Annotated in this window: 20 protein-coding genes; 3 read left to right on the forward strand and 17 right to left on the reverse strand. The window is 44.9% G+C overall.

The annotated features are described in order from the left end of the window. Position 1 precedes the first annotated feature (1 nt). The 6 genes from AC1DP6_RS17520 to AC1DP6_RS17545 are packed head-to-tail and all read right to left on the reverse strand — an operon-like array spanning position 2 to position 5,381. Positions 2-1,276 (reverse strand): beta-ketoacyl-[acyl-carrier-protein] synthase family protein, encoded by a 1,275-nt coding sequence (locus AC1DP6_RS17520; protein ID WP_477055991.1) that lies wholly within the window; start codon positions 1,274-1,276, stop codon positions 2-4. Further along, entirely contained in the window at positions 1,269-1,715 is a 447-nt protein-coding gene (locus AC1DP6_RS17525) for a 3-hydroxyacyl-ACP dehydratase FabZ family protein (RefSeq protein WP_477055992.1), read from the reverse strand. Before AC1DP6_RS17525 ends, AC1DP6_RS17520 begins: the two co-directional genes overlap by 8 nt. Before the next feature lie 3 nt (positions 1,716-1,718). Continuing rightward, positions 1,719-2,495 (reverse strand): SDR family oxidoreductase, encoded by a 777-nt coding sequence (locus AC1DP6_RS17530; RefSeq protein WP_477055993.1) that lies wholly within the window; start codon positions 2,493-2,495, stop codon positions 1,719-1,721. Beyond that, positions 2,489-3,541, reverse strand: coding sequence for a type III polyketide synthase (locus tag AC1DP6_RS17535; RefSeq protein WP_477022518.1), 1,053 nt, complete (start codon positions 3,539-3,541; stop codon positions 2,489-2,491). The genes AC1DP6_RS17530 and AC1DP6_RS17535 overlap by 7 nt, the downstream gene beginning before the upstream one ends. Further along, on the reverse strand, positions 3,538-4,251 hold the full coding sequence (locus AC1DP6_RS17540; RefSeq protein WP_477055994.1) for a methyltransferase domain-containing protein: 714 nt from the start codon (positions 4,249-4,251) through the stop codon (positions 3,538-3,540). Before AC1DP6_RS17540 ends, AC1DP6_RS17535 begins: the two co-directional genes overlap by 4 nt. After that, the gene (locus AC1DP6_RS17545; RefSeq protein ID WP_477022520.1) at positions 4,242-5,381 is read right to left on the reverse strand and encodes an NAD(P)/FAD-dependent oxidoreductase; all 1,140 of its coding nucleotides are present in this window, start codon (positions 5,379-5,381) and stop codon (positions 4,242-4,244) included. Before AC1DP6_RS17545 ends, AC1DP6_RS17540 begins: the two co-directional genes overlap by 10 nt. Before the next feature lie 299 nt (positions 5,382-5,680). Between AC1DP6_RS17545 and AC1DP6_RS17550 the strand changes: the two genes are divergently transcribed. Further along, entirely contained in the window at positions 5,681-6,013 is a 333-nt protein-coding gene (locus tag AC1DP6_RS17550) for a hypothetical protein (RefSeq protein ID WP_477055995.1), read from the forward strand. 103 nt (positions 6,014-6,116) lie between these two features. Here the strand turns inward: AC1DP6_RS17550 and AC1DP6_RS17555 are convergent, their stop codons facing one another. Further along, positions 6,117-6,665, reverse strand: coding sequence for a GNAT family N-acetyltransferase (locus AC1DP6_RS17555; RefSeq protein ID WP_477055996.1), 549 nt, complete (start codon positions 6,663-6,665; stop codon positions 6,117-6,119). 119 nt (positions 6,666-6,784) lie between these two features. Between AC1DP6_RS17555 and AC1DP6_RS17560 the strand changes: the two genes are divergently transcribed. Then, positions 6,785-8,044 (forward strand): hypothetical protein, encoded by a 1,260-nt coding sequence (locus tag AC1DP6_RS17560; protein ID WP_477055997.1) that lies wholly within the window; start codon positions 6,785-6,787, stop codon positions 8,042-8,044. A 60-nt stretch (positions 8,045-8,104) separates the two neighbouring features. Here the strand turns inward: AC1DP6_RS17560 and AC1DP6_RS17565 are convergent, their stop codons facing one another. The 4 genes from AC1DP6_RS17565 to AC1DP6_RS17580 all read right to left on the reverse strand — a co-directional run bounded on the left by AC1DP6_RS17565 (position 8,105) and on the right by AC1DP6_RS17580 (position 11,811). Next, positions 8,105-8,731, reverse strand: coding sequence for a hypothetical protein (locus AC1DP6_RS17565; RefSeq protein WP_477055998.1), 627 nt, complete (start codon positions 8,729-8,731; stop codon positions 8,105-8,107). 88 nt (positions 8,732-8,819) lie between these two features. Next, positions 8,820-10,007, reverse strand: coding sequence for a glycoside hydrolase 100 family protein (locus tag AC1DP6_RS17570; RefSeq protein ID WP_477055999.1), 1,188 nt, complete (start codon positions 10,005-10,007; stop codon positions 8,820-8,822). 2 nt (positions 10,008-10,009) lie between these two features. Further along, a complete protein-coding gene (locus tag AC1DP6_RS17575) occupies positions 10,010-11,155 on the reverse strand; it encodes a glycosyltransferase family 4 protein (RefSeq protein ID WP_477056000.1) in 1,146 nt (381 codons plus the stop codon). Further along, a complete protein-coding gene (locus AC1DP6_RS17580; RefSeq protein WP_477056001.1) occupies positions 11,152-11,811 on the reverse strand; it encodes a PIG-L deacetylase family protein in 660 nt (219 codons plus the stop codon). The genes AC1DP6_RS17575 and AC1DP6_RS17580 overlap by 4 nt, the downstream gene beginning before the upstream one ends. Positions 11,812-11,966: 155 nt before the next feature. Here AC1DP6_RS17580 and AC1DP6_RS17585 point away from each other — a divergent pair, with 155 nt between their 5' ends. Then, positions 11,967-12,569 (forward strand): DUF1349 domain-containing protein, encoded by a 603-nt coding sequence (locus AC1DP6_RS17585; RefSeq protein WP_477056002.1) that lies wholly within the window; start codon positions 11,967-11,969, stop codon positions 12,567-12,569. Positions 12,570-12,627: 58 nt separating this feature from the next. Here the strand turns inward: AC1DP6_RS17585 and AC1DP6_RS17590 are convergent, their stop codons facing one another. From AC1DP6_RS17590 to AC1DP6_RS17615, 6 genes are all read right to left on the reverse strand, one after another. Further along, the gene (locus tag AC1DP6_RS17590; protein ID WP_477056003.1) at positions 12,628-13,407 is read right to left on the reverse strand and encodes an alpha/beta fold hydrolase; all 780 of its coding nucleotides are present in this window, start codon (positions 13,405-13,407) and stop codon (positions 12,628-12,630) included. A gap of 96 nt (positions 13,408-13,503) precedes the next feature. After that, positions 13,504-14,364: a helix-turn-helix domain-containing protein gene (locus tag AC1DP6_RS17595; RefSeq protein WP_477056004.1), complete on the reverse strand. Its 861-nt coding sequence runs from the start codon at positions 14,362-14,364 to the stop codon at positions 13,504-13,506. A gap of 185 nt (positions 14,365-14,549) precedes the next feature. Continuing rightward, complete coding sequence (locus AC1DP6_RS17600; protein ID WP_477056005.1) at positions 14,550-15,248, reverse strand: alpha/beta hydrolase; 699 nt, start codon at positions 15,246-15,248, stop codon at positions 14,550-14,552. 417 nt (positions 15,249-15,665) lie between these two features. Next, on the reverse strand, positions 15,666-15,980 hold the full coding sequence (locus AC1DP6_RS17605) for a hypothetical protein (RefSeq protein WP_477056006.1): 315 nt from the start codon (positions 15,978-15,980) through the stop codon (positions 15,666-15,668). 285 nt (positions 15,981-16,265) lie between these two features. Beyond that, on the reverse strand, positions 16,266-16,874 hold the full coding sequence (locus AC1DP6_RS17610; protein ID WP_477056007.1) for a hypothetical protein: 609 nt from the start codon (positions 16,872-16,874) through the stop codon (positions 16,266-16,268). A 19-nt stretch (positions 16,875-16,893) separates the two neighbouring features. Then, on the reverse strand, positions 16,894-25,188 hold the full coding sequence (locus tag AC1DP6_RS17615) for an RHS repeat domain-containing protein (RefSeq protein ID WP_477056008.1): 8,295 nt from the start codon (positions 25,186-25,188) through the stop codon (positions 16,894-16,896). Positions 25,189-25,217 lie beyond the last annotated feature (29 nt).

The following is a 25,217-nucleotide window of genomic DNA, read 5'->3' on the forward strand; positions in this document are numbered from 1 at the left end:
TTTATGGTTGCAGGTATTTTTTCAATATAATACAGGCGTTCACATCTCCAAAACCAAAGCTTGCTTTCGCCACTAAATTTATGTCTTTATACAATAGTTGCTGCGGAATTCTTTCCGGATCCACCAGTGCCGCTATTTCCGGGTGAAGGTCTTCACAGTTAATATTAGGAAATACAAATCCTTCTTTTAATTGCAGTGCGGCGGCCACCAGTTCAATACTACCGGAGGCACTAAGACAATGACCTACCATCGACTTTAATGCATTGAGATAAGGAAAGTCTTTACCACCACGCTCCAGGGCAACACACCAATTCCTTACTTCTTCTGCATCTTTTCCGGTAGCTGTAAGGTGACCATTAATCAGATCAATGTCGGCACCCGACACACCTGCCTGTTCCAGTGCGGCTTTGATACAACGCTGTACTGCCATCGGATTGGGAGCTGTCATGGTACCTCCGTTACGCTGACCGCCGGAGTTAATATGGCCTCCTAATACTTCCGCATAAATAGTAGCGTTGCGTTCCAGTGCACTTTCCAGCGATTCAAGTAAAAGTGCGCCTGCACCACTACCCGGCACAATGCCACTGGCAGAAGCGCTCATTGGTCTGGATCCTGCAGCAGGATGCTCGTTATGCTTAAAGGTGCATACTTTCATGGCATCGAAGCCGCCCCATATATAAGGTCCGCTATCGCTGGTACTGCCTGCCAGCATACGTTTGGCGTGCCCATACTTAATACGTTCATATGCCATCAATACACTTTCCGCTCCGGTAGTGCAGGCAGAAGAATTGGTGGTTACCTGGTTTCCCAGTCCCAGCTTGCCTCCCAGGAAAGCACTGATACCGCTCGCCATGGTTTGCGTAACGGCGGTGCTGCCTAAACGACGCACCTGTAACTCATCTACTTTATAAATGGATTCGCGGAATTTATCTACGCCCGAAGTGCCGGCACCAAATACAGTACCGCTATCCCAGTCGGGCACGTCTGCCGGGAATGGTAATTGTGCATCTGCCCAGGCCTGCATCCCGGCTATAACGCCATAGATGATGCCCGAGCTGCTGAGCTGTTTCAGTTCCAGCTCATCAAAATATTGCTGCTGCAAGGCTTCGGAAACTTCTGGTCTGCCTGCAATCCTGCAGGAAAATTGCAACGCAGCCATTTGCTCCTCATAACGGATACCGGATACACCGTTTTTAATAGCATCCCGGAAAGCCGCTACCCCTACGCCATTGGGCGATACTACACCTAGTCCTGTTATAACAACCCTGTTACTCATTGCTTCTATTAATGATCATGCCTGCTATGATACCATCGCAGACTAACTCACCGGCAGCATTGTGTAATGCCACGCGGCATTTCAATTTATTGAACCGGAAATATATTTTCTCCGCTGTTGCTTTCACGGTTTCTCCGGGGGAAACGGGCAGGTAAAAATCTACCTGTGTGGAAGTCATGGCTACAGTGGGTACCTGTTTACGGACCTCTTCTCTCAATAAATAAATACCCAGACAAGCCAGGCCAATCTGTGCCATCACTTCTGTCAGCAATACACCGGGGGTAACGGGATAACCTTTAAAATGGCCCTGGTAGCAGGGCAGATCTGCTTTAAATGTATATGTACCTGTTACCTTTTCTTCATCAATATATTCCAGCGCATCCACAAACAAAAAGGGAGTCGCATAAGGTAAATGCAGTAAGATGTCCTCTTTAGTCATAGCCTATTGAATATGCGTTCCTCCGTCCACTGGTATGATGGCGCCATTAATCCAGGCGGCTTCGTCTTTACATAAAAGATATACCACATTGGCCACATCTTCCGGTGTTGTCAACCGCTGAAAAGGGTTCCTCTCTTTCCCATACGCCAGTAACTCCTTACTACCGGGAATTCTTTGCAGCGAGGCGGTATCCGTGATGCCTGCCCGGATACAGTTAGCCCGGATGCCCTTTGGAGCAAATTCCAGCGCCATACTCCGGGTGATGGCTTCCAGTGCAGCCTTGGCTGCAGACACCGCTGCATAGTGTTGCAGGGCCTTATAACTACCATCACTGGTAAAGGAAAGGATACGTGCATCTGCGGCAAATAGTTGCCCGTGCAAGGTCTCCGCGGCCCATTCATGTAAACTCACCGCCATATGCTGGAGGGTAATGTTAAAGTCATCTCCCTGCAATGCCGGCAATGCTTTGAGGTTGCCACGCGCAATGCTGTGCAGCAAACAGCGGATACGCCCCTGCTCTCCCATCGCTGCCTTTAGTTGTGATAATACCTCCGCGCGTTTTTCGGGATTCAACACATCAATATTAAAAGAAAGTACCTGTACGCCGAGGGCTTTGATATCTCCCAAAGCCTGCTCTATAGCAGGTAACTCCACGCGGGTATTACGGTGCACAATGCAAACGTTCATACCATGTGCTGCCAGCTTACGCGCCGACGCCAGCCCCAAACCGGTACTGCCACCTAATATCAACGCCCAGTAAGTATCAAACTCTTTTACCATTGTAATAAAATTCGCTGTGCAGAAAATCCCGGACCAAAACTCAACATCAGTCCTTTGTCACCTTTGGGAAGCTGCTTTTCCATAAATCTTTCCAGTACATATAACACAGTAGCGCTGGACATGTTGCCGTATAAACGTAAAATTTCTTTGGTGTCGTCCAGCTTCTTACCCATGTTCCGGAAAAGTTCTTCTACCAGGTTGATAATTTTTTTACCGCCCGGATGAAAGATGAGGTGATCAACTTCCGCTATGGTCATATTGTTTTTAGCGAGAAAGGGATGAACAATATCCCCGAAGTGTGCTTCAATTTTTTCCGGTACTTCTATGTCTAACACCATTTTCAGGCCGGTATTGGAAAGATGAAAACCCATCAGGTAATCTGCATCATAGAAGTGATACATTTCTTCCGCAATGATTTCAGGTCCGCTATCCTGTTCATGTGAAGATAAAATAACGCAGGCCGCGCCATCACCAAAAATGGCTGCGCTCACCACATTCGCCATAGAATAATCATCCAGCTGGAAAGTGGCGGTGGGCGACTCTACCGCAATAACAGCGGCACGTTTACCAGGATTCGCTTCCAGCATTTTTTTAGCATAAATGATTCCGGACACGCCTGCTGCGCATCCCATTTCTGTTACCGGCAACCGGATGATATCTTGCCGGAGTTGCAATTCATTAATGAGATAGGCATCCAGTGAGGGAATCATGATACCGGTACAACTCACGGTAATAATATAATCGATGTCGGTACCTTTCAATCCGGCTTTATGCAATGCACTTTCCAAACACGTACGCCCCAGTTTAATGGCTTCGCGTATGTAAATATTATTCTTCTCTTCAAAACTGGTTTTGGTAAACACTTCTTCCGGTCCCATAATGGAATAGCGCTTATCTACACCCGCGCCTTCAAAGATCTTCTTTACTTTTCTGATGAAGCGGTCTTCCTGTCCGTATAACCAGGTATCTAAAAAAGGTAATATTTCAGGAGTAGATCTTGTATAGGGAGGGATGGCTTTAGTGACAGTCTGAATTTTAACGCTCATAAATTATTAATTATCCATTGATAGCGGAAAGCCCATTTCCATTGCAGGGAATATGCACCGATATTAAGTTCTGCTGATAAGTGATGTAATTCTTTTTTCTTAAATCCCCGGAGAATAGATACCTGACCATCTGCTCTTACCATGCTGTTTAAATTAAACACGAAACAGATCAGCTGAAACAGGCGATACGCCAGGGCGCTCCGGTGAAGATCATTGATAACAATGCCTATCTTAGCCTGTTGCCGGAAAGCCGTCATCAGGAGGCGAATTTCTTCTTCTTTAAAATGATGTAAGGTAAGCGTACATAAAATAATATCATATTGCTGCTCCCGAAATGCCGGCGCCATAATGTCCTGGCAATGATACTGAATATCCGGATATGCTGTTGATAATTCCCGTGCATGCGTGACCGTAGTAAGATTTGCATCTACACCGGTAAGTTGAAAACGCCGGTGTAATTTTTTGCCGAACACAGATAATTGTCTCAGCATATCACCGTTACCACAACCCACATCGAGGATGGTAATTGTTTGATGGGCAGGAATATCTTTTATCAGGGCTGCCACTCCTTTCAGTGTTACCCGGTTGCCACCCAGCAGCCGGTTGATTTGTGCTATTTTACGTAATGTTTCTTTTAACAATTCCCCATCCATGTTAAAATCATCCATAATTTCGGGCGCCTGACTTCTTTGCCGGGTATTTATACGCATTCCAGTGCTGCTTTTAGCGGTTTGCCATGCGTACGTCTGATAATCCCTGGCAACAGGCCGGGGAATAAAATAAGTCCTTTCATCATGGTAGCAGATAATTTCTCATTCCGGAACAGCCGTGATAAAACACGGCCGGTACGCATACGGCTGCTGAACATTTTATTCCAGGCTTTTGTATAGTCCTGTTCCAATGCCAACCTGTTTTTTACGGGTGCTGCAAAATACTGTAACACCTTTTCTGAGGCGATCTGCGCACTTTGTATCGCCATCGCCATACCGTTGCCGCAGAGCGGGTGAATAAGACCGGCAGTATCTCCTGTCATTAAAATATGATGGACTACTTTTTCTTTTTCTGAAAAAGAAACCTGGCTAATAGTGAGTGGCTTATCAAACAGCAGGGTGCTGCTTTCGAAAATATCTTTCAGGTGTTGATTACGATGTAATACCTGCTCCTGATGTGCTCCTATATTCTTATAATTTTTGAAGCTTTCATAACTAACGAGATAGCAGATATTCAATATATCATCTTCTACTTTGGATACACCGCAATAGCCTCCATCGAAATTATGAAGCCCTACCGTATCTGCCGGAAAATCGCCCCTGTAATGTGCTTTCACGGCCAGCCAGGGTGATTTCTCGTTCATAAAGCTACGGGACAGTTTACCATCCAGGGCAGCTCTTTTGCCATAGGCACCCAATACTACGGGGGCAGAAAACACCCCGTTTTCGTGGGTGTCTATAAAGAAGCGGTCGTTTTCAAATACCACGTTGGTAACGGTATCCCCGATCAACGCCACGCCGTTCTTTAGCATTTGTTGCATCAGGAACTGATCAAAAGCATAGCGACTCACGCCAAAGCCTCCCATGGGGAGCTGCGTTTCCAGTGTTTTGCCGTAATGATCTGAAATAATAAGCCGGTCGATCCGGGAAGGATTCAATGCTGCGGGATCAGCCCCGAGCGATTGCAGATAAGGTAACACTTCATTGGAAACATACTCTCCGCAAACTTTATGCGAAGGGTATGTATTCTTTTCAATAACGGTTACCTGTAAACCAGCTTTCGATAAATGAATAGCACTGGTCAGGCCGGAAAGGCCGCCTCCTATAATAATGACATCTCTGGAACCCATACCCCTATGGTTAAAACAATAACAAGCTCCGACACAACACCGGTAGCTGTTCTCAATATAATGAAATTATAGCTGATAAAGGCAGCGAAAAAAAGGATTTGTGGCACTTACTACCGCCTCCGGCTATACGAAAAATGATTTTACCGCATATGCATTTCACACTTTTAATATTCAATAAATATATAATTTACAAAAAGCACATACGTCTGTTTACCATGTCAATATAAAACTTAACATTGCCAATATTATATAATTGTTAATTTTGCACCTAAATGTTTTTGTAAATAAATTATTTATCCATGACCGATTCCAGGAAACCGACCGGCAAGCATCTGAAAAAGGATGCTGGTTTAAAAGTAGCCGAAGTATTAACTGCCGCTTTGGGTGATTTAAAAGAGACTTTAGGAGAAAAGAAGTTTCTTCGTAACATTAAGAAGGCCACCAAGGCCATGATAGCAGGATTGTCAGAGAAAAAAGAAAAAGCACCTGCCAAGCCTAAAAAGAAAGCTGCTGCCAAAAAAGCCGTAGCCAAAAAAGYAACTGCTCCGAAAGCCGATACTCCCAAGGCTGATACGCCTAAAACTGCCGCTAAAAAATCTGCTCCCAAAAAAGCAGCCGCTAAAAAAGCCTAAGCCAGCAACAGCCGGATAATCTTACCTGTAGTGTCTTTATTGTGCCGTCCTGCCAGGGCAAGTGATTGTCGTGCCCCTAAGCAAATGGTTCAGTAAAGATACTTTACTGGTGCGGCGGTAGCTGCGCATACATATTGATATCGTAGGCTTTGTCGTCCCAAAGCATCCATTGTTGCAATAATCCCTCATGCCGGAAGCCGGTCTTTATCAATACTTTCTCCGAAGCCTTATTTCCCGGCAGCACCTCCGCTTCAATCCTCTTCAGCTCCAAAGCAGTAAAACCGTATTCCAGTACCGCTGCTATCGCTTCGGTCATATACCCTTTGCCCCAATACTCTTGCACCAGCGCAAACACCAGCACTCCTTTATGACCCGGAACAAAACTGTTGAAACCAATCATGCCAATCAGTTCCTGCCGGCCTGCCAAGGCAATCCCCCAGCGGATACCCTGCTTATCTAAAAAACGTTGCTTTAAAAAATCCACTACCCTCCTTACATCCCCTACCTCCGTTAACGGTACTACATGATAGTATTCCGTCACCCGCTTATCTGTTAAAAGATAAAACAGATCCGGTTGATGGGCATGTTGTATTTCAATGAGGTGCAGGCGTGGGGTTTGCAGTACGGGGAATTGATCCGACAATGCTTTCATGATGTATGTGGGTCGTTTTTAGAAACTAAATATAGCATAAAAACGGTTGTACCACACATCCAAAATGTAGTAATGCTTTGGCAAAAAAAAGTATCTTGTTTTCAAATTTATTCCACGACATGCGATTAATCACTCAGCGTCCGGCAGCAACACTGCTGGCAGTATTTATTATGGGTACAACTGCCATCCACGCGCAGCAACCCTCCTTTAATGAAAAGGGTATTTCCCGGCCTCTATTGGAACATTACCTGGATCATGCCGTTACCATGACCGAATTCCTGGCCGTAGATCCTTACGCATTAGATGCCCCCTATCCCAACAAAGAAGATGATATCCGCCTGATTCACAACCTGGGTGCAAAGTTTATCGGCAGAGCAATTTATCGCTGGGGAAGCGAAGCGGTACTCGCCAACAAAGACTATCTGGCCAATGCCAAACGCCTGGTACAGGAAGTACAGAAAAGCGATCCGGAAATAGTTTTTCAGGCAGCATTATTTGAACAGATCACCGAACAGGTCAACACCATTCCCATACCCGACTGGGCTTTTAAGGCACTTGGATACCCTGCGGAACAACGGCATTTCCGTTATGACGACATGCTCAATCTCAATGGGAAACTCGTGAACCACTGGAGTAAAGGCAATAGTGTACCCGATATTACCCGCAAAGAAACACAGCTATGGTTTATGTTCCTCGCCGGCACCTACATGGAAGTTGGCTGTGAAGCCCTACACCTGGGACAGATCGCGCTTATCGGCATGGAAGATCCTGCATTGACCACCTGGGCCGCCTTCCTGGAAAAATTGCGCGCCTATGCCAAAGATCATACCCGCCATCACTGGGTATTGCTCGATGCCCATACCCCATCCGGTGGCATGGTGGTAAATGGAAAAAGTTTACTTGATTTCAACTCTTTTCCACTGCGCATCAAATCTGTTCCCGAACATCCGCAACAAGGTATCCTGCAAATGGGTTTTACCGATGCCCTTTTCGGGAGAAGCAAAGGCGGCATTTCACCCAGTGGCTGGAAAGCCGCCTCCATGCCTTATCTTGTAGAGTTGGATAATTTTGGCGTTAGTAATCATCCCGGCGTACCAGATACCACCACCATCTACCCCTGGGGCTATGATGAGATCAGCTGGTTTTATCAGCAACCGGAGCAATACCGCAACGACTGGCTGCGGTATGCCCATGCATGGGTGGCCTCCCATGATACAAATGGCCACCTGCAAATGCCTGTAACACGCATCGTTACGTTGGGCTATAAGAAACCCAGATTGAAATTCCGGGCGAACACCCGTTCTGCAAATTGCCCGGATGGGATGAATACAGAGGAGACGATTAAAGAGATATGGCATGCAACAGATGCAAAGAAATAGGGGAAAAAGTAAAGGGTGACCGTGATGGTCACCCTTTACTTTTTTATAGTCGTCAACTGTTTATTTTTTCCTTACAAATTTAGCCACCTGTGATCCGGACACCTGCGTACCCGGTACTACTACCTGGCTGAGGTCAATCGTCATAGTCATATTATCGCCTTCCACCACTACTGTAGCATCGGCACCCTGTGTAGGAACTCCTCCCATTCCGGTCGGATCTCCAACAAATCCTTCATCCATATGAATCTTATTCGCACCTATTTCTTTGTAGGGAGAAACGACATCATAAGGCGGTACAGTCACTACAATTGGCTGGGTCACATCCTGAGAAGGTACGCCAGGGGCACTCACCGTCATTTTCATAGTGCCATTGATAGAGTAGGCCAGTCCAGTGACGGTGATATTTTTACCATCAAAAACAAAAACACCCGCATTAGCCGTTGTCGTATATTCACTATATGATTTCATGGTAACTCCGCTCTCTCTCTGAGAGGTACTGCTCTTTACCGTTAGACCCACAAAATTCCAGGTGCCTTCTATTTTAGCACTGCCTGCAGGCGGCGTAACAGGCGGAGGTGTACCAGGCGGGTAAACAGGATTCACATCCGGTCCGGCCATTTCAAGATTACAGGCAGCAAACGATAAACTAAAACTAGCTAACAGGAGCAGGGATCTAAAGGCGCTCATCTTCATAAATTTGGTATTACAACGGGATTATGGCAGCGAAGATACTACCATTCATTGTACTGTAAAAGGGAATGTACAGGATACTTATCTAGCTGACAGCGCCTTCGCCAGCTCTCATCTCTTCAAAAAATGGTGTACGTCTTTCTTCCACACATTGTACGGCATACAGATACAGCGCAGCACTCCAGGTTTGCCACTCCTGCCCTTTTGCAGTACCATCCTGTGCTTTCAGCCACTCATTGAATCCATATTCCAGGGCCCCGCTGTTGGAAATAGTAATAACGCGGGTTAACTCAACCAGCTTTTCTTCTGCCAGCTTATACTTTTTTGCAGCCACCAGTGCCGCCACATAAAAGCCACAGATAAAGGGCCAGATCCCACCGTTGTGGTACTCACCTGGCAGATTATAAATCGCATATCGTTCATGCCAGTCATAATCACCCGGTTTCGTATAGGGGAAGAAGTTAGGAGGCAGTTTTACGGACAGTTGCCCGTTTTTCATCAGCTCCCCACATTCTTCTTCAATCCAGGACACCATTTCCGCCGCCCTGGTAGGCGCTGCAATGCCGGAGAGAATAGCCAGACTATTGCCCAGCAAGTCAAACCGTTCACTGCTCAACACCTTATAGGACCACATCGCATAATAAGGTTTATGCTTTACCATCAGCCCTTCATGTACATGATGATGCTGCACTCCAGCGGTGATCGTAAAACGACCCATGTCCTGCTTTACGCGATCCGCCCGCGCATGTTGCCCCAGTATGCGCAGGTAGCTGTACACCAGCGTATTTACAAATAAGCCGTAGCCAAGCACCCATTGCTCATCGCGCCAGTCGCTGGTAGGTTGCTGCGCTACCAGGAAACGATCAGAAGGACTCTGATATTCCATCCAGGTCAGGGACCTGTTCACCGCCTCTTCCAGGAACGTGGGATCATTGGTGAGTTTGCGGTACATGCCTGTGATCAGGAGAAACAAAGGCGTGCTGTCACTCGATCCCAGATCTTCTTTATCATGTACCAGTGAAGCAATATGTCCATGCGGGGTTTGATTTTTCGCCAGCGTTTCCAGCACCTTTCTGATACTTTTTATCAGCACTTCATTACCGGTAACGGCTATACCAAAAAATGACAGCAGCAAATCTCTCGTATAAGGTTCAGGGTATCCCCATCCGGCCGTGCGCGGCAAACCATGAAAGGGCCCGTTCACATTATGCAGTAGTACCTGCAAAGCAGCGTCTCTTGCCGCGGTTATTGTTAACCAGGTAGATGCTTCCATGTTCAATGAATATTAAGTTTTTCATTCAACACCCGCACAAATTGCCGGGCTACCGTACGATAATCGAATTGATCGACTACCCTTTGCCGTGCTGCCTTTCCTAACTGATCCCTATACGCCGGATCGTTCATTAACCGTTGTAAATACCGGCCTATATCATTCACATCTGCCCTATAGTCTACCGTACGGGGGGTACCAAATACTACTTTATGATCAGCTGTAAAACCAGACTCCAATCCTAAAATGACTTCATTCACTACAATCCGCTCTGCCACACCTGCCATCAGCGCTGTTTCTTCATGGACCAATGTATCCAGCATGCCCATTGCATGAATGCCGATCACCGATTTTTCACAGGCCCCAGCTTCTATCTGCGGCATGCCGAATCCTTCCAGCCGCGACGGCGCCACATAGATATCGCAGGCATTGAGGAGGTAAGGCATATAATTCCTGGATACGATACTGGTTACATACTGGACTTTGTTTGTGAGTCCCAGTTGTGCCGCCAGCTCCAGGTCCAATTCATTCTGCAGCCGGGTACGGGGCTGCGGCCATACTTTGCAGATATACTTCCAGTTGGATGGTACTTTATCTTCTAACGTTGCCAATGCCTGCATCACCTCTCTGGCGCCCTTTGAACAGGCATCTCCTCCTACTGTCAACAACATCAGCTCATCCGGCGCTATCCCCAAAGATTCCCGCACGGCATTTACCTGCGGATGGTCCCGGCCCATGGGAGTAAACTTGTCTGTATTACATCCCACTGGTAATACCATTATCTTTTCACCGCTGATGCCATCGCGGATATACATTTCTCTCACCCATTGAGAAGTTACCAGTATCAGCGGCAGTTTATTGAGCACATCCTGGTAGTTGGCAATGTAACCGTCTGCCACCAGCCAGGGAACTGCCTGCAGTCCAAATTTCTGCGGATGCAGGATCAACTGGGGTGTATGGCCCCAGTACCCGACTCCGAGTACCACATCGGGCTTAAACCAACGGTAATACCATTCCTTTTCCAATGGAGAATCATAGTGAACCGAAAAGGCCTCTATGCCTATTTCCAGCAAACCGCGGTACAATAAATCCCCTTGCGTTGCGAGTCCACCCGGTGCGGGCGGATAATCATACAACAATAGCACTTTCATAATTCAGGTGGTAAACTGTTCAGCCATTGCAGTGCTTCTTCCGGGTTACTAAAACACCAGAATGACTCCGCCAATGGTGTGGTGGCTGCTTCCCAGCTATCGCTCTTAAAACCATAAGTATTGGTGACTACCTCATATTTGCGTTGCCAAATGTCTTTCTCCAGCACATGATAAATAGTCGCTTCGGGTACTGCTTCCGGATAATAGGCCTTCAGCCCGTCTTCATAAGCAAATACCCACAGTTCATCTGCTATAATTTTACCTTGCTGCCACAACCGGATCACTGCCCGGCTTACTTCTTCGTGACGCAGGTGTCGTGTATATTCTCCCTGTGGATGATGTGTAATAATAAGGTCATAATGTTGCACAGGCAGCAACGTCAGGACCTGCTTTTCTACGGTTGTCAGCGGCAGCGGTGTTTGTTCCGGGCCGTCATTCATATCTCCCATAATCCCCTGCGCACCGAATACCTGTAATGCTTTAAAAAATTTAGGCGCCCGGTCTGTATCACTGGCTCTGCAAAGACTCACCACTGTCCAGTCCCAATGTTCATGATACAGGATAGTGCCTCCTGCCCACAAAGTTTCATCGTCAGGATGTGCTACTATTATTGCCGCGGCTTTCTGGCTCTTTATTACAGGGTTCTCTATACTCATGATGGCTATTTTAATTTGATGGGAGGGTTAATGCATGGTTCTTAAAGTTACTGAAACTCAGGGAGGGTAACAAAGCATATTTTACTTCCTTTTCCCCATTAATTATTACTTCCAGCATTTATTTATGATCTTACATGAAATTTTACGGAAACATCATGAAAAGACTTGTAGCTATCTCCGCTTTCATAGCACTCAGCATGGGACTCAAAGCACAAACAATGCAATGGTATAATACACCGAAAAAATGGTCTGCCGCCGATAATAAAATCAACGTCACCGTTGATCCCGGCACCGATTACTGGCAGGTAACCCACTACGGATTTATCCGCGACAACGGCCCGTTTTACTACCAGGAACAGGAAGGTGATTTTACAGCCACGGTAAAAATTACCGGTCAATATAAAGAACTATTTCATCAGGCCGGCCTGATGATCCGCACCAACGACAAAAACTGGATTAAAACCGGTATTGAATATGTAGATGGCGTACAGAATGTAAGCGCCGTAGTGACCCGTGAAGTATCTGACTGGTCAGTTGTACCGCGTCATGACAGTCCTAAAAGTATGTGGCTGAAAATGCTGCGTAAAGGGGATTATGTACAGATTGAATATTCTTTTGATAATAAAAAATTTGATATGCTTCGCCTGGCGCATTTTCCTCCGGGTGGAAAAGTGCAGATAGGCCCCGTAGCAGCGGCTCCCGGGAAATTACCATTTAATGTGGTATTTGAAGATTTTAAGGTGGTGCCTTTGAAATAATCAAATAAGCGCGGCTGATAGCCGCGCTTATTAATTTTGTTATGCCCTGTTGCAGGAATTATTTATGGGATGCTTCTTTGGCGGCCTGAATGATCACAGCAGCTACTTTCTGTGGTTGTGATACATATACAGCGTGACTACCTTTGATCTCTGTCACCTTGGTATTGGAACGTTTATACATATTACGCTGGATATCGGGATTGATGCTTTTATCTTCCGTAGCTACAATACCGAATGTAGGTTTGGTTCTCCATGCAGCCTCCGTAATTGGGGTTACAAAACATTTGCCGTAAAAGGTGCCCTGTGAGGCATACATAAACTCCGCATCTTCTTTGCTCAGATCACCGCAGAAACCCGCATGGAACTTTGCTTTATCATAGTAAACGATACCTTTTTCATTGGGAGGCAATACGCCGTTTTCTGGTGCAGGCTGGGCAGTCTGGAACCATTGTAAAGCTGTTTCATTATTATCTGGCTGGAAAGCGGCGATATACACCAGTCCGGCAACTTTCGGATGATTTCCTGCCTGTGTGATAACGGCACCACCCCAGGAGTGACCGGCAAGAATCGTAGGACCATCCTGCGCATCCAACACAAGCTTTGTTGCAGCCACATCATCTTCAAGAGACGTCAAAGGATTTTGTACAATAGTGACATGGTATCCCTGTTTGGTCAGTGCTTCATAAACGCCTTTGTAGCCGGAGCCATCTGCGAACGCGCCGTGTACCAATACTAYATTTTTTACTACTTGTGCATTTGCTTCAGTTACTGCACCAAATAAGGTAGAAAGGGCCAGTGTTACAGCCAGGATAGCGCTTTTAAATATTGACTTTGTCATCTTTTTTGTTGTTGAAGTTTTTTGTTTGAATCAACGATACAAAGATGCGATGAAAAGCAGGTGGCAGCGATGAGCGCATTTCCCGATTAGTTGTGATTATTTCCCTTCTTTAGCTATTCCTGAAGAATTTCTGAAATCCGAAGGTGATACCCCTATATTTTTTTTGAAGAAGTTGGAGAAGTAGGCTACGTCTTCAAATCCGAGTTCAAAGGTGATGTGTTTAATTGATTTGTCGGTATAACTCAATAGCCGTCTTGCTTCCACAGTGATCCTTTCCTGGATGATCTGTGAAGGCGTTTTCTGATTAAAAATCGCAAAAAGATTAGATAAGGTTTTGGGGGACTTACAGAGCTGCTGCGCATAAAAACTAACGGAGTGCTCCGACTTGAAATGTGCTTCTACCAGCAGGTTGAATTTTCGAATGATATGAAACCTTTCGTCGGGAAGTTTTTTAACTGGTACATATCCTGATTTCGCTAACCGGGTTACGTAAATGATCAAACGCTTTAATAACACCAGGAGCATTTCATTCTGGATATGATCCGAGGTATTTAATTCCTCAATGAAAACATTAGATAGCAGTTGCAACTTTTGCTGAGCATGATCATTCAGCTTAACGAACATATGATCTGTACTGCTAAACAAGAACCCCACACAACTCACTTCACTATCGTGATCGATAATACAATAGAATTCCCGGTTAAATTGCCAGGCAATAATACTTTCGGAATTTTCAAAGCTGAAAGACTGGCTAAACAAGAGCGTCAGCAACGTATTGCCAGGAAATTCATATTCAGTTCCATCGATGGTAACGATCTGACTTTCTCCTGGATTCCAGGCAATCGTAAAATACTTGTTGAACCGGTCTTTGGAAAAAAACAAACGGTCAAAACCTGCTTCTTCCTTAAAAAGCAGCAACTCCCCGCCTGTATTATCTTCCTTTATTTTAAGCTTCATTCCTGATTTAATGAATGATGATTGAAATGCAGCACAGTACTGGTGCTGTTTGATCAATACCCAAAATACGAAAGAAGAATGGAAGGCCAAAGTTTAAGTGCCGGGACCTCATATCCTCAAATCCACAGGCCCCATTTGCCGCTTGTGGCAAATGGGGCCTGTGGAAGAATTGAAGAGCCTTATTATCAGATGGACGCGAATTGTGCCGCATCTGCGATGACAGCAGCCACCTTTTGCGGTTGTGAAACATATACGGCATGGCTACCTTTGATTTCAGTGACCCTGGTATTAGAGCGACTGTACATATTACGCTGGATATCGGGATTGATACTTTTATCTTCCGTAGCCACGATACCAAATGTAGGTTTGGTTCTCCATGCAGCCTCCGTAATCGGAGTTACAAAGCATTTACCGTAAAACGCACCCTGTGAAGCATACATAAACTCAGCGTCTTCTTTGCTCAGATCACCACAGAAACCGGCATGGTACTTTGCCTTATCATAATAAACAATGCCTTTTTCATCGGGAGGTAGCACCCCATTCTYGGGAGCAGGTTGGGCAGTCTGAAACCATTGTAAAGCGGTTTCATTATTATCTGGCTGAAAAGCGGCGATATAAACCAATCCGGCAACTTTAGAATGGTTTCCTGCCTCTGTGATCACCGCACCGCCCCAGGAGTGGCCGGCCAGGATAGCAGGACCATCCTGGTTGTCCAGTGCAAGCCTCGTTGCAGTTACATCGTCTTCGAGAGAAGTCAATGGGTTTTGCACCACTGTAACATGATAGCCTTGTTTGGTAAGATGCTCATAAACACCTTTGTATCCAGAACCATCAGCGAATGCACCATGTACTAATACTACGTTTTTTACTGCTTGATTTTTCATTTTGTTTAGTTTTTAGCGTTTTTGTTTGTGTTGATGATACAAAGGTGCAGCGAAAATGAAGGGTGGATAATGAGCATATTTCCCGTCTATTTGTAATTAATTCCCTTTTTTGAAATTCGTGGTTGAATTATCTGTGCGTAACGACCTAAACCCGTTTCTGAGTTTGCACTATAAAGGAATGAGGTGCCGGGCCACTGATCTGTAGTCAGATGCTCATGTAGTATTATTAGGGAGAAATCGGGGATATGAACCAAGGGCCTACTGCTTGGAAGGCAGTAGGCTTAATGTGCGAAGGAGGAGATTACCCGGGCTCAAGTTAGCCCAGGTCAATGCTTCCGTTTTATTTTTTAAGGACCTAGTTTACCCTGTAATAACTAAGTGATACTCACTTATTGATGTACCAGATGTCGTTTGAGTTTAAATAACAGCATATGCCTTTACTATTTTGCTATGGAGTCTGTTTTCTCTAAAGAGTGCTACACTCGCCGGCACCAGTTCACTCCACCATGGCATTCTTCCGTTTGTTGGTAATTTCGTTTCATCTAAAAATAGCCAGGCCTTGGCTTCGGCAACAGTGATGCACTTGTTATCTGTAGGGATAGTAGTGGCAGGGCGTTGACGAAAATAACCAGCGGCTACTTTTTGTTGGATGAATTGATGAGTGACGAGGGAGTTTTGTGCGGACAGGTGGTGTGCAAAACAGAGGAATAGTAGGGTAATAATGTATTTCATATATAATTTTTCAGATTCAATGCTTAATCTACTCTATAAGAATTCCAAAGTTGCCTTTTGGATGTTTATGCAATGTTTTTACCTAACCTTTAAAAATAATACACAGTTTCTGCAAAGCTCGCTTGAAAATGATCGGAAGTATCATCCTCTGATCTGTGCTTCGGCTTTAGGCACACTCATTTATCTAAGCGAGCAGAAGGAATTGTAGCAACGGGTGTCATTTAAATTTAGCCATGGCACTTTGATGTTAATTGATAATACGGACCTATCTAACAAATAATAAAATTACATTTGAAGCATATATCCTTTAGCCGTAACCTTATAATTAACTCCATCTTTTTCACTATCAACAATTCCCAAATTCAGAAGTACATCAATAGATTTTCTTATTTCATTTATTGAAAAAGAATGAGTCAATTCATACTTCTTCTTCAATCTAATCAGTTCCTTTTCTAAACTTTCAACAGTAGTACACAATCCAAGTTTCAAAACAGAAAAGATCATACTATCTACCTCTCTATTTAAGTAAGTTAAGTTGTATAATACTAAAAAACCATTACGCTCAATAGCTTGATAGACTATATTAAACAAACTTATCAAAACTCCAATATTAAAATCAATTTCTTTTCTATAGTTCAATCTTAACTCTTCCCCCTTATACACTAAAATAGTATAAGGAATCATTTTAGACTCCTCATAAACAACCTTATCAAACAATAATTCTATTTGCTCAGATACTCTATCTTTTATGAAAATTAGCTCTTCTTTAAAAAACATCGTATCGCACCAACTATCTGTAGAAAACTGTCCAGAAGGGAACACATTTCGAATATCATTCAAATCAATTGAGATACTCCTATTTGACACATCACTTGAAATACAAACTTTTATCATATATAACGCTAAATAGTGATTATTTAGTAAATGTTGCTTGAACACCATTTTCAATATCTGTCACGGTAACATGTTTAAAACCATGTTTATTTGCTTGTCTTCCTGACCATGTATTCCATGCGGCTTTGTCTTTTGATAGTCCTTCTGCTAAACCTTTCCTATATTGAACTAGATTATCAGATATCCCATTCTTATAAATTGGCGATTCGACCCAGGTGCCTTTAAAAATATCAGCAAACGTATCTTCCATCCCCCGATCAAAAATCTTGGCTCCCAATCCCATGCCTTGTAACTCTTCATCAAGGTTTATTTCAATTGACATATAGCCGTCAACAAAGGGAACGCCATTTCCTCCTGTTCCATTATGCCATTCGTAAAAACCAATTTGTTCCTTATTATATCTAAACCACTGCTGGCTCGTTAAACTTTCATCTTCAGTGAACTTTAATGGATCAAACCTTTTAATTGTTTTTTCCAATGCGAATTCTGTACTTAATGCAAAACTGGTAAAATTCATTAATGTATTTAAACCAGCTCCAACTCTCTCTTTATAATCTGTAACACCTACATTATCCAAACCCCGAGCACTATTTTTTCCATCAACTGCAGAAGTATAGAGGATCTTTGCATCATTAACCGTTCCATATACCAATCGTGTCAAAAGCGCCCATGTATGAGTTGGTGACTTGCTATCCACCCAATTCTTAACCTTCTCGGCCCAATTGGGCTTTGTTGCAGTAATAGTCCCTGTATTTCGCAACTTAACAACCCAGGCCTTATCCATTTGCATTACAGCCTTTTGTTTCATTGCATTTGTAAACAGGGTTAACTCTTCTTCTTCACCGTCTCTGTCAATGGCCTGTATCGGCGTATTACCTGCAAATTGGTATGGTGTGTACCATGGATATTCTTGCGTTAATGGATCAACACTTAAGAACTTCCCGATTCGTGGGTCGTATATACGCATCCCATAATCCTGCTGATTCCCCTCTCCTTTCACCTCATCATCCTTCTCTTTCCCGTTAAACCCATATCTATAATTCCCCGCATCAAATCCCCTACCCTGTAGTCCCATACCAAACGGTGCATAATCCTGCGCACTCGCCACGGCTGCTTCGAAATGGTCCACTGTATTGCCATTGACGGATACCGCTTTCTTAGCATCCGTCACAGTTGCCAGTACATTTCCCAAATGATTACTTAATTCAAAGAACTTATTACCTCTTGTAAAGGTAGCAAACGTTCCGAAACCTAACCCCTGCAATCTTACCAACTGCGTAGTATCATCATTCTGCACCTGGGTGGCCATGTTATTGATTCCCAGTCGGCTGCTGCCATAAAGATGCGTTTCCGTCTGACTGAGCAATCCACTGTTAATAGCTTGATCGCCACTTACATACACGCTCATTACGTTTCCGGAAGCATCCCTGATATAACGGGTTTCTATTCCTTTGGCAACTTTACTGATACGGTTACCAGCAACATCGTAGGTATAAACAATGATGGAGCTATCCGCCTTTTTTATCTGCTTGATTTTTCCATACACCGTCCATTCTATGTCAATACCAGCCTGTATATCCTTTATCATGTTGCCGATGCTGTCATATACATAGTTATTGCTTACCTGACCATCAATATCATTATCATATGCAGTAGGCGATACATCATCACTGATCGACAGTAACTGGTTTTTACCTGGCTCATAGTGATATCGCATGCTATCCATCGACATTGACTTGCCTGCCCAGGTACTGTTACCATGACGATCATATGTCAATATGTTACCATTAGGGTCATAACTGATTCTTTCTCCAAAATCAGATACGTTAATGGGAGCCCAGGTATTCGTAGCTGCATTCAGGTTATGTGCGGTGTTCATCGCCACCAGTCTGTTCAATGCATCATATGTATAAGAGTACATCAGCGGCGTACCTACCTTAGGAATATTTACACTCATGGCACTGATGTTGCCGTTGTACAGTGATTGTAGTGTACCACCCGCCGATGCGAATGGATGAACGGTGCTGTTTATTGATTTATAATCATTATCACCAAAATAATGTAACGCGAAACCAAATGCGTCTTGTGCAGTAATACCATCTTTAGCACCATCTTTCCCTATATCAAATGCACTGGTAGCGGTAGTACTATTAACTCCCTTGAGCCACCCCTGTAGCGTATAGGCGTAATCCATTCCCTGCACCTGCTGTTGCCCAATCACAGATCTGGCTAAAGGTCCGTGCTTATAGTACTGATAATATGCATCATTCTCCCAGTAAATGCTATCACGGCTGGTTTCAACATTGGTGATCCTGTTCTCCGCATCATAACTATAGCGGTGATAGAACGCATCTCGTTGACCTGGCTGGTAACTAACACTATTTACTTTTCCACTAATCAGATCATAATTGTATTCAATCTTCTTAAAGCGGTTACCAGGGTTAGGTGTATTGGCGCTATAATCCTGCAACAACGTACGTACGTTGCCGTGAATATCATAATTATAGTAGGTGGCAGAAGCCTGCCCACCAGGTACGGTATCTGCGATGTGATCATAAACAGCGCTCCAGGATACCCTGTTACGCAGATTCTTTGCCTGCCAGATATCCTGTTCCAGGAAGGTATTGGGCAAATCATACACCGTTCTGGTAATCTGCGATCTGCTGTTACCTGCTACTGCGATCCATTGAGACAATGAAGTCGCATCCCGGCAAATCTCCGGTGTCATCCCAGCACTACTGGAAATCTCTCCGACTTCTGTAATACGGCCAAGGTAATCATAAAGCGTATAGCTATAGGCGTTAGCTAATGCCTGCTTCCTGTTCTGAGAAACAGCCAGTCTGCCCAAACGGTCATACCAGAAATGGCTCAGGTTACCATCCGGAGAATACTGCGCCACCACCTGATTTAAGGTATTGTAGCGGTACTGAGTAGCCATGGTATGAGCAGGTACTAAAGTCAGCCCCGCTACCCTTGCTGCTGCTACACGACGGGCCCAATCAGGCGTAGCATCTTTCACAACGCCGGCCGGAGGAATCGTCTTCACCAGGTTACCTGCCTGATCGTAATAATACAAGGTATAATGATGCTCATAGCTGGCATGCTGCACCGCAAACCGCTCTCCATAAACAGCAGATAAAGCCGTTCTCAGGTAAGACCTGTCAAAATCATTGATCAGTGAATCACGATATACATTGAATAACTCTCTTCCTTTTGCATCTGCAAAGATCGAGCTATCAGAGCAATTAGTGATTTCAGGGACGGTGATATCCGGGAAGGTAGCTTCCGTGTTACCACATAACAGCGGCCCTTCCAACAGCTCATAACAACTGTCTATGCCCGGACAGCTCTCCGTGCTAAATGCCGGTGTACATATTTTTTCTCCTATAGCAACCGTACTGATATTGTTAGTAGTGAGGGAAATATCCGTTACTGGTCCCAGCGGTTTTCTTATACAGGAGCTGGTAATATCAACAACACCCAACGATTCCGGTAGATCGGTACACCCGGTCTTTCCCTGAGCATCCGCCAGCATCAGCATCGCGTGATTGTTGTTTAATCCTACACCGGCAAAGCCGCCATTACGGTTCTGCACCAAACGCGTTACCCATTCACTGGCAGGAATATTTACGCGGCTACCCCACCTCGGTATATTATTGGCATCGAGTTTATACCAGTAAGCATCTTTGGTAGACTGAGAAGCAATCACTCCTCCGTCACTGGTTCCCGCCACTATCCAGGAAACCGTACTGGCCTGTGGATCCAATGAAACGGGACTCAACATCTTTTTGGCGGCCACAATGCTACCGTCGGTATTGAGATCCAGTAATACTCCATTCACTGTAGTGTTGCTCGCATCTTTCAGATTGGCAACTGCAAGTCTGTAACCAGTAGGCGTTTTTAATATATTGTTGCAAATGTTACCTCTTCCCTCCAGGTCATACTGGTTGACACCGAGTCCATTACCATTTTGCTTATTTACCTTGATAAGCGTCACATCCAAGTTGGTACCTTCCATAATCGAAGAGGCCAGGACCAACGTATCATTACTTTCTAATAGATTAATAACATCTCTGTTCACTGCGGAACCTCCCTGTCTTAACCAGGTCATATCTCCGGTAGCTGTCAGCATACCAGTTATCCAGTCTGTATTAACACCGGCAGTGCGGCGTAAACCCGTAAAGGCATAGCCACCATCCGATGTTGCGATGATATCATTGCCCCACCCACCATGATCCTTACCAAAATCTATTACCTTATTCCAGGTAACGCTACCTGCTGCATCCAGCTTCACAATCAGAATAGCACCCAGATCATAGCAGTAAGAATTGGTGCTGCCTATGGCAATATAGCCGCCATCCTGAGTAGGCGTTAACTTCGAGAAGGTGTCATCACCGGAGCCACCGTAGGTTTTAGCCCAAAGCAGATCACCTTTCTTATTGGTTCTGATAATATATCCATCTTTTCCCCCATTGCTGCAACCAGTCGTATAACCAGCAAGAATGTATCCATCATCCGGAGTATTACGTACATCCGTAATTACATCTGTACCTCCATTGGAATAGATGTTAATCATTCGCTTACTCTCAGCACTACCAGGCACACAAATATTTCTGTTTGTATGAACAGGACCTTTACTACAGCTGTCTCTAAATTTCAGGTAGTCATAGGCCAGGTAATGATACCCGAGCCGATTATTCATATATGCCGCAAACAGGCGGTTCTTCGCATGCTGTACGGAATCATTACTCAGGTTTAATGCAGGTTGCGACTGAGGATAAGCCTGTAAGTATGTAGCATACAAACTGTCGGTAACATAGCAAGGTACACAAGCCGGCGCCGCATTACAGTCCAGCAAAGCGGGAATATTGATCGGCTGCTGAAGATAGTTACAGCTCGGCGTGGCATTGGTACAGGCATCTATCAGCGCATTCAGATCTGATTGTGGAATCTTTACGCCACGGGTACGCTGCAGGTAAGTAGATAAATCTATGTCTGTCGGTTCTTTCTTCAGGTTGTATTCATTACGCAATGACTGCAGCTTATCACACTCGCAGGACTTCGGACGCATGAAACTACCCGGCTTGCTCACTGCCGCCTGTTTGCCATAGGCAGAAGGATCAGTAAGCAACTCTGCATTACACACATAAGGATTTCTCAATGGCAGATGACGCGCATTATAACCGGCAATCACTTCTTCAAAATTGCCGGGTACACCAGGGACCGGCTGTTTCATTGTTCTGGAACCATAAGGATGCTCCTGGTCGGCTCCCCCTTTACATACAATCACCAGGCTATCAGTAATTTCACGCAAAGCTGCAGAGTCATAGTTACACGGCGCCAACTGCTGCATCCATACTTTCACATAGGCCCGGCAGTTATCGTCATACATTTTAGCCATCGCGTCTTTTGCAACCGTACTCGCTTTGGACGTATCCTGACCCGGGTCACCCAGTGTCACATACTCGGCCATATCCTTCACCGATGAAAAATGAGGCATCTTTTTCATACCCAATAACGCAGATGCTCTTACTCCACCGGAAGCTTCTAACCAATCATTGGTCACATCATTTCTGATCTGTAGGTATAAAGTGCGGAAAGAGCGCCAGGCCATATCCAGGTCACCTCCACACATCGTTGTCTCATTAAAGGCGGCAGACTCCTCCTGGTTAAGCGCTACACAACCGGCCGCCATGTCAGGACATTTTACCGCCAGTGTCGCCATTACCCAAAGGGAATAGCTTCCCTTCCGGTATTGTTCCAATGCACTTTTTAGCGCCGCAAAATTCCTGGTCATCAACGGGTCGTGTACCCCTGAACCGGCAAACCGGCTATTGGTACCAATCGGATCAAGGTAACCTTTCTGTTTAGCAGCAAAGTAGGTAGCCGTCTTCTCAAAATCCTTGCCCCACAACTGGGCATCTTTTAGATTATCCTGGTAGTTTTTCCACTTCAGATATTCCGGGTGAAAAGGTAACAACGCGTCTGCCCAGGAAGATCTAAAGGCATCCGAAAACTGGTCCGGCGATAGCGCCTGCGGAATACCATTCTTGCGCGTAAGCGGGTTCATCACGGAATCGATCTCACCGGAGGCATTGTTATACCGGAAATCGGGACGGGCATAGGGAGCCGGACTGCCGTCATCTCCTCCTTTGAAAATAGAATACTTGTTAGTAGTGTTAGATAAATCGGCGTACTGCCCCGAAGGAGGCATCATGTCCTGCAACATCGCCAATTTGATATCATCTCCATCGGTATGCAGACTATCACAACCTACACATGCAGGATGACAATCCTTCTTTTGCGCTTCCTGTAATTGCTTTTCTATTAACTTCTCTACCGTAGTACATACTGCCGATGGAAGGAAAATACTATCGCGATAGTAATCCATCGCCTGCTTGCTGATTTCAAGCGTCTTCGTAACATTATAAACGCCCTTATAGAGCATCCGGCTAAACGACACTTTAATAGTATCAGGTAAAGATGGATGCTGCCCGGCAATGATAGCTGCCGGATCGTAGTTACGGAAAACCACTTCTACCGGTTGTCCGCCTAAACGCTGGTTGCGGACATCATCGGTAATGCGGATCCGTAAATCATATAAACCGGTATAATAAGTAATCGCACTATCGCATCCTTTTTTCTGTAATACAGGCGGAGCCAACAGATAATTAAAGCTGCACAGGCTACTATCTGCATCTATCAACAGCGGAAACATACTTTGTATGCCACGTTCTGTGATGATATTATTATCTACACCGGACAAAGAATCAGTAACTGTCAGCAACTTCTTTGAAGGAAGATCGTTCAGGTTCTTATTCCCTCTTTCTCCTGTCAACGCTGTAGCAATCGTACGACCATGCATATCCACGTAGCTGACAGACAGCTGCCCGTTGGCATCGGAAACCGCATTCTTGAAATAATGGGAGGCCACACCTACTTCCGTTCCAAACAGCGCATCTAACTCAGACTGTACTGGCCGGTTATAATAATATTTGGTTTCATGGTTGCTGCCTAACCGATAGGTAGGTCCTACTCCACTCTGCCGGCTTACTCTGCCGGTATTATCTTGTGTATACTCCGTTTCGGTGAATGCATATCCTTCCGCATCCGGGATATACTGAGACATCCCTTTATTTACTTCCGGGTTAGCCGGAGAATAATACCGGTTGGCACCGGAAGTAGTATCCATACGTTTGGCACTGGCGCCCACCATCTCTGTATCATCGGCAATGTAGTCGTAGTTGTCTTTGTCATATTCTACCCCGTTCAACGGTAAGTTGAGCCCCGGTGTATATTTCATCACCTTATCCAACGTAGGAGTAGGTAACACCTGGATAACAGGCCTTCCCTGGTAATCATAAAAAGACTCTGCCACAACAATGTTTTGTGTGATATTATCTTTGGTCACCGTTTGCCGGTTACGTAAACTACCATCGAAATACTGCACCACCACTTTGCGCTTACCATCTTCTGCAAACGATATAGACGATTGCCAGTTCAGGTTGCGCTGATGTCCATTAAAACTATATTGTCCTAATCCCGCGCTGAACTTTGTACTCCAATCTGTTTCTACCCGTATGTCATTAGGTTTTTCCTGTGCCGCGCGCACACGGAAATATAAAACACCTACTTTATCATATAATAAGGGAATCGTGTAATTAGTACCTGCAATGGTAACCCGGGTGGTATTATTAGCGAAAATATCTTTTACATCCGGCGTGATCCACCCCTTTACCTCGATGGCACTGGAATCAATATAGGCCCATTCCAGGTCGTACGCATCTGCCCCTACAATGGCTTCCCAGCTAACAGGCAACTCATCGGCCTGATCTCCATTGGCGGGTTGCTGAAAATTAATGGCTTTGATCACATCCTCCGTACAGGATAAATTGTAYACCGGACGGATCTCCATCTCATTATCCAGCACCAATGCAGCACTAATATCTTTACCAGCATTGGTAGTAATACCCAATACTTTTACGGTGACCTGGTGTGCATTATTAAATACAAAACTATTCCGCTGCGTATAGGTATGCGCCGTATCGTAATTAAGTGTCAGCGTTACCGTAGAAGAATCTGCATTCCCGTCCGGCTTCACATAAAATATACGAACATCTGCTGAAGCAGTGAAAGGAGCTCCCAGGTAAATAGTGGCGTATTCGTTGAGCCGGAACGTGATAATGTTCCTTAGAAAATAAGCCGCATCCAGTTTCACTTTGGTAACAGGATCAAAGTAAATACTGTCCTTCAGGGTTACCGAAGAATCCTTGACCAACTGTCCTTTGCTACCATCCAGTGTTTTTTTCAACAAAATACCCCTGCTATTTTGAGCATGGACAT

Source organism: Chitinophaga sp. 01L420 (genome assembly GCF_056399985.1).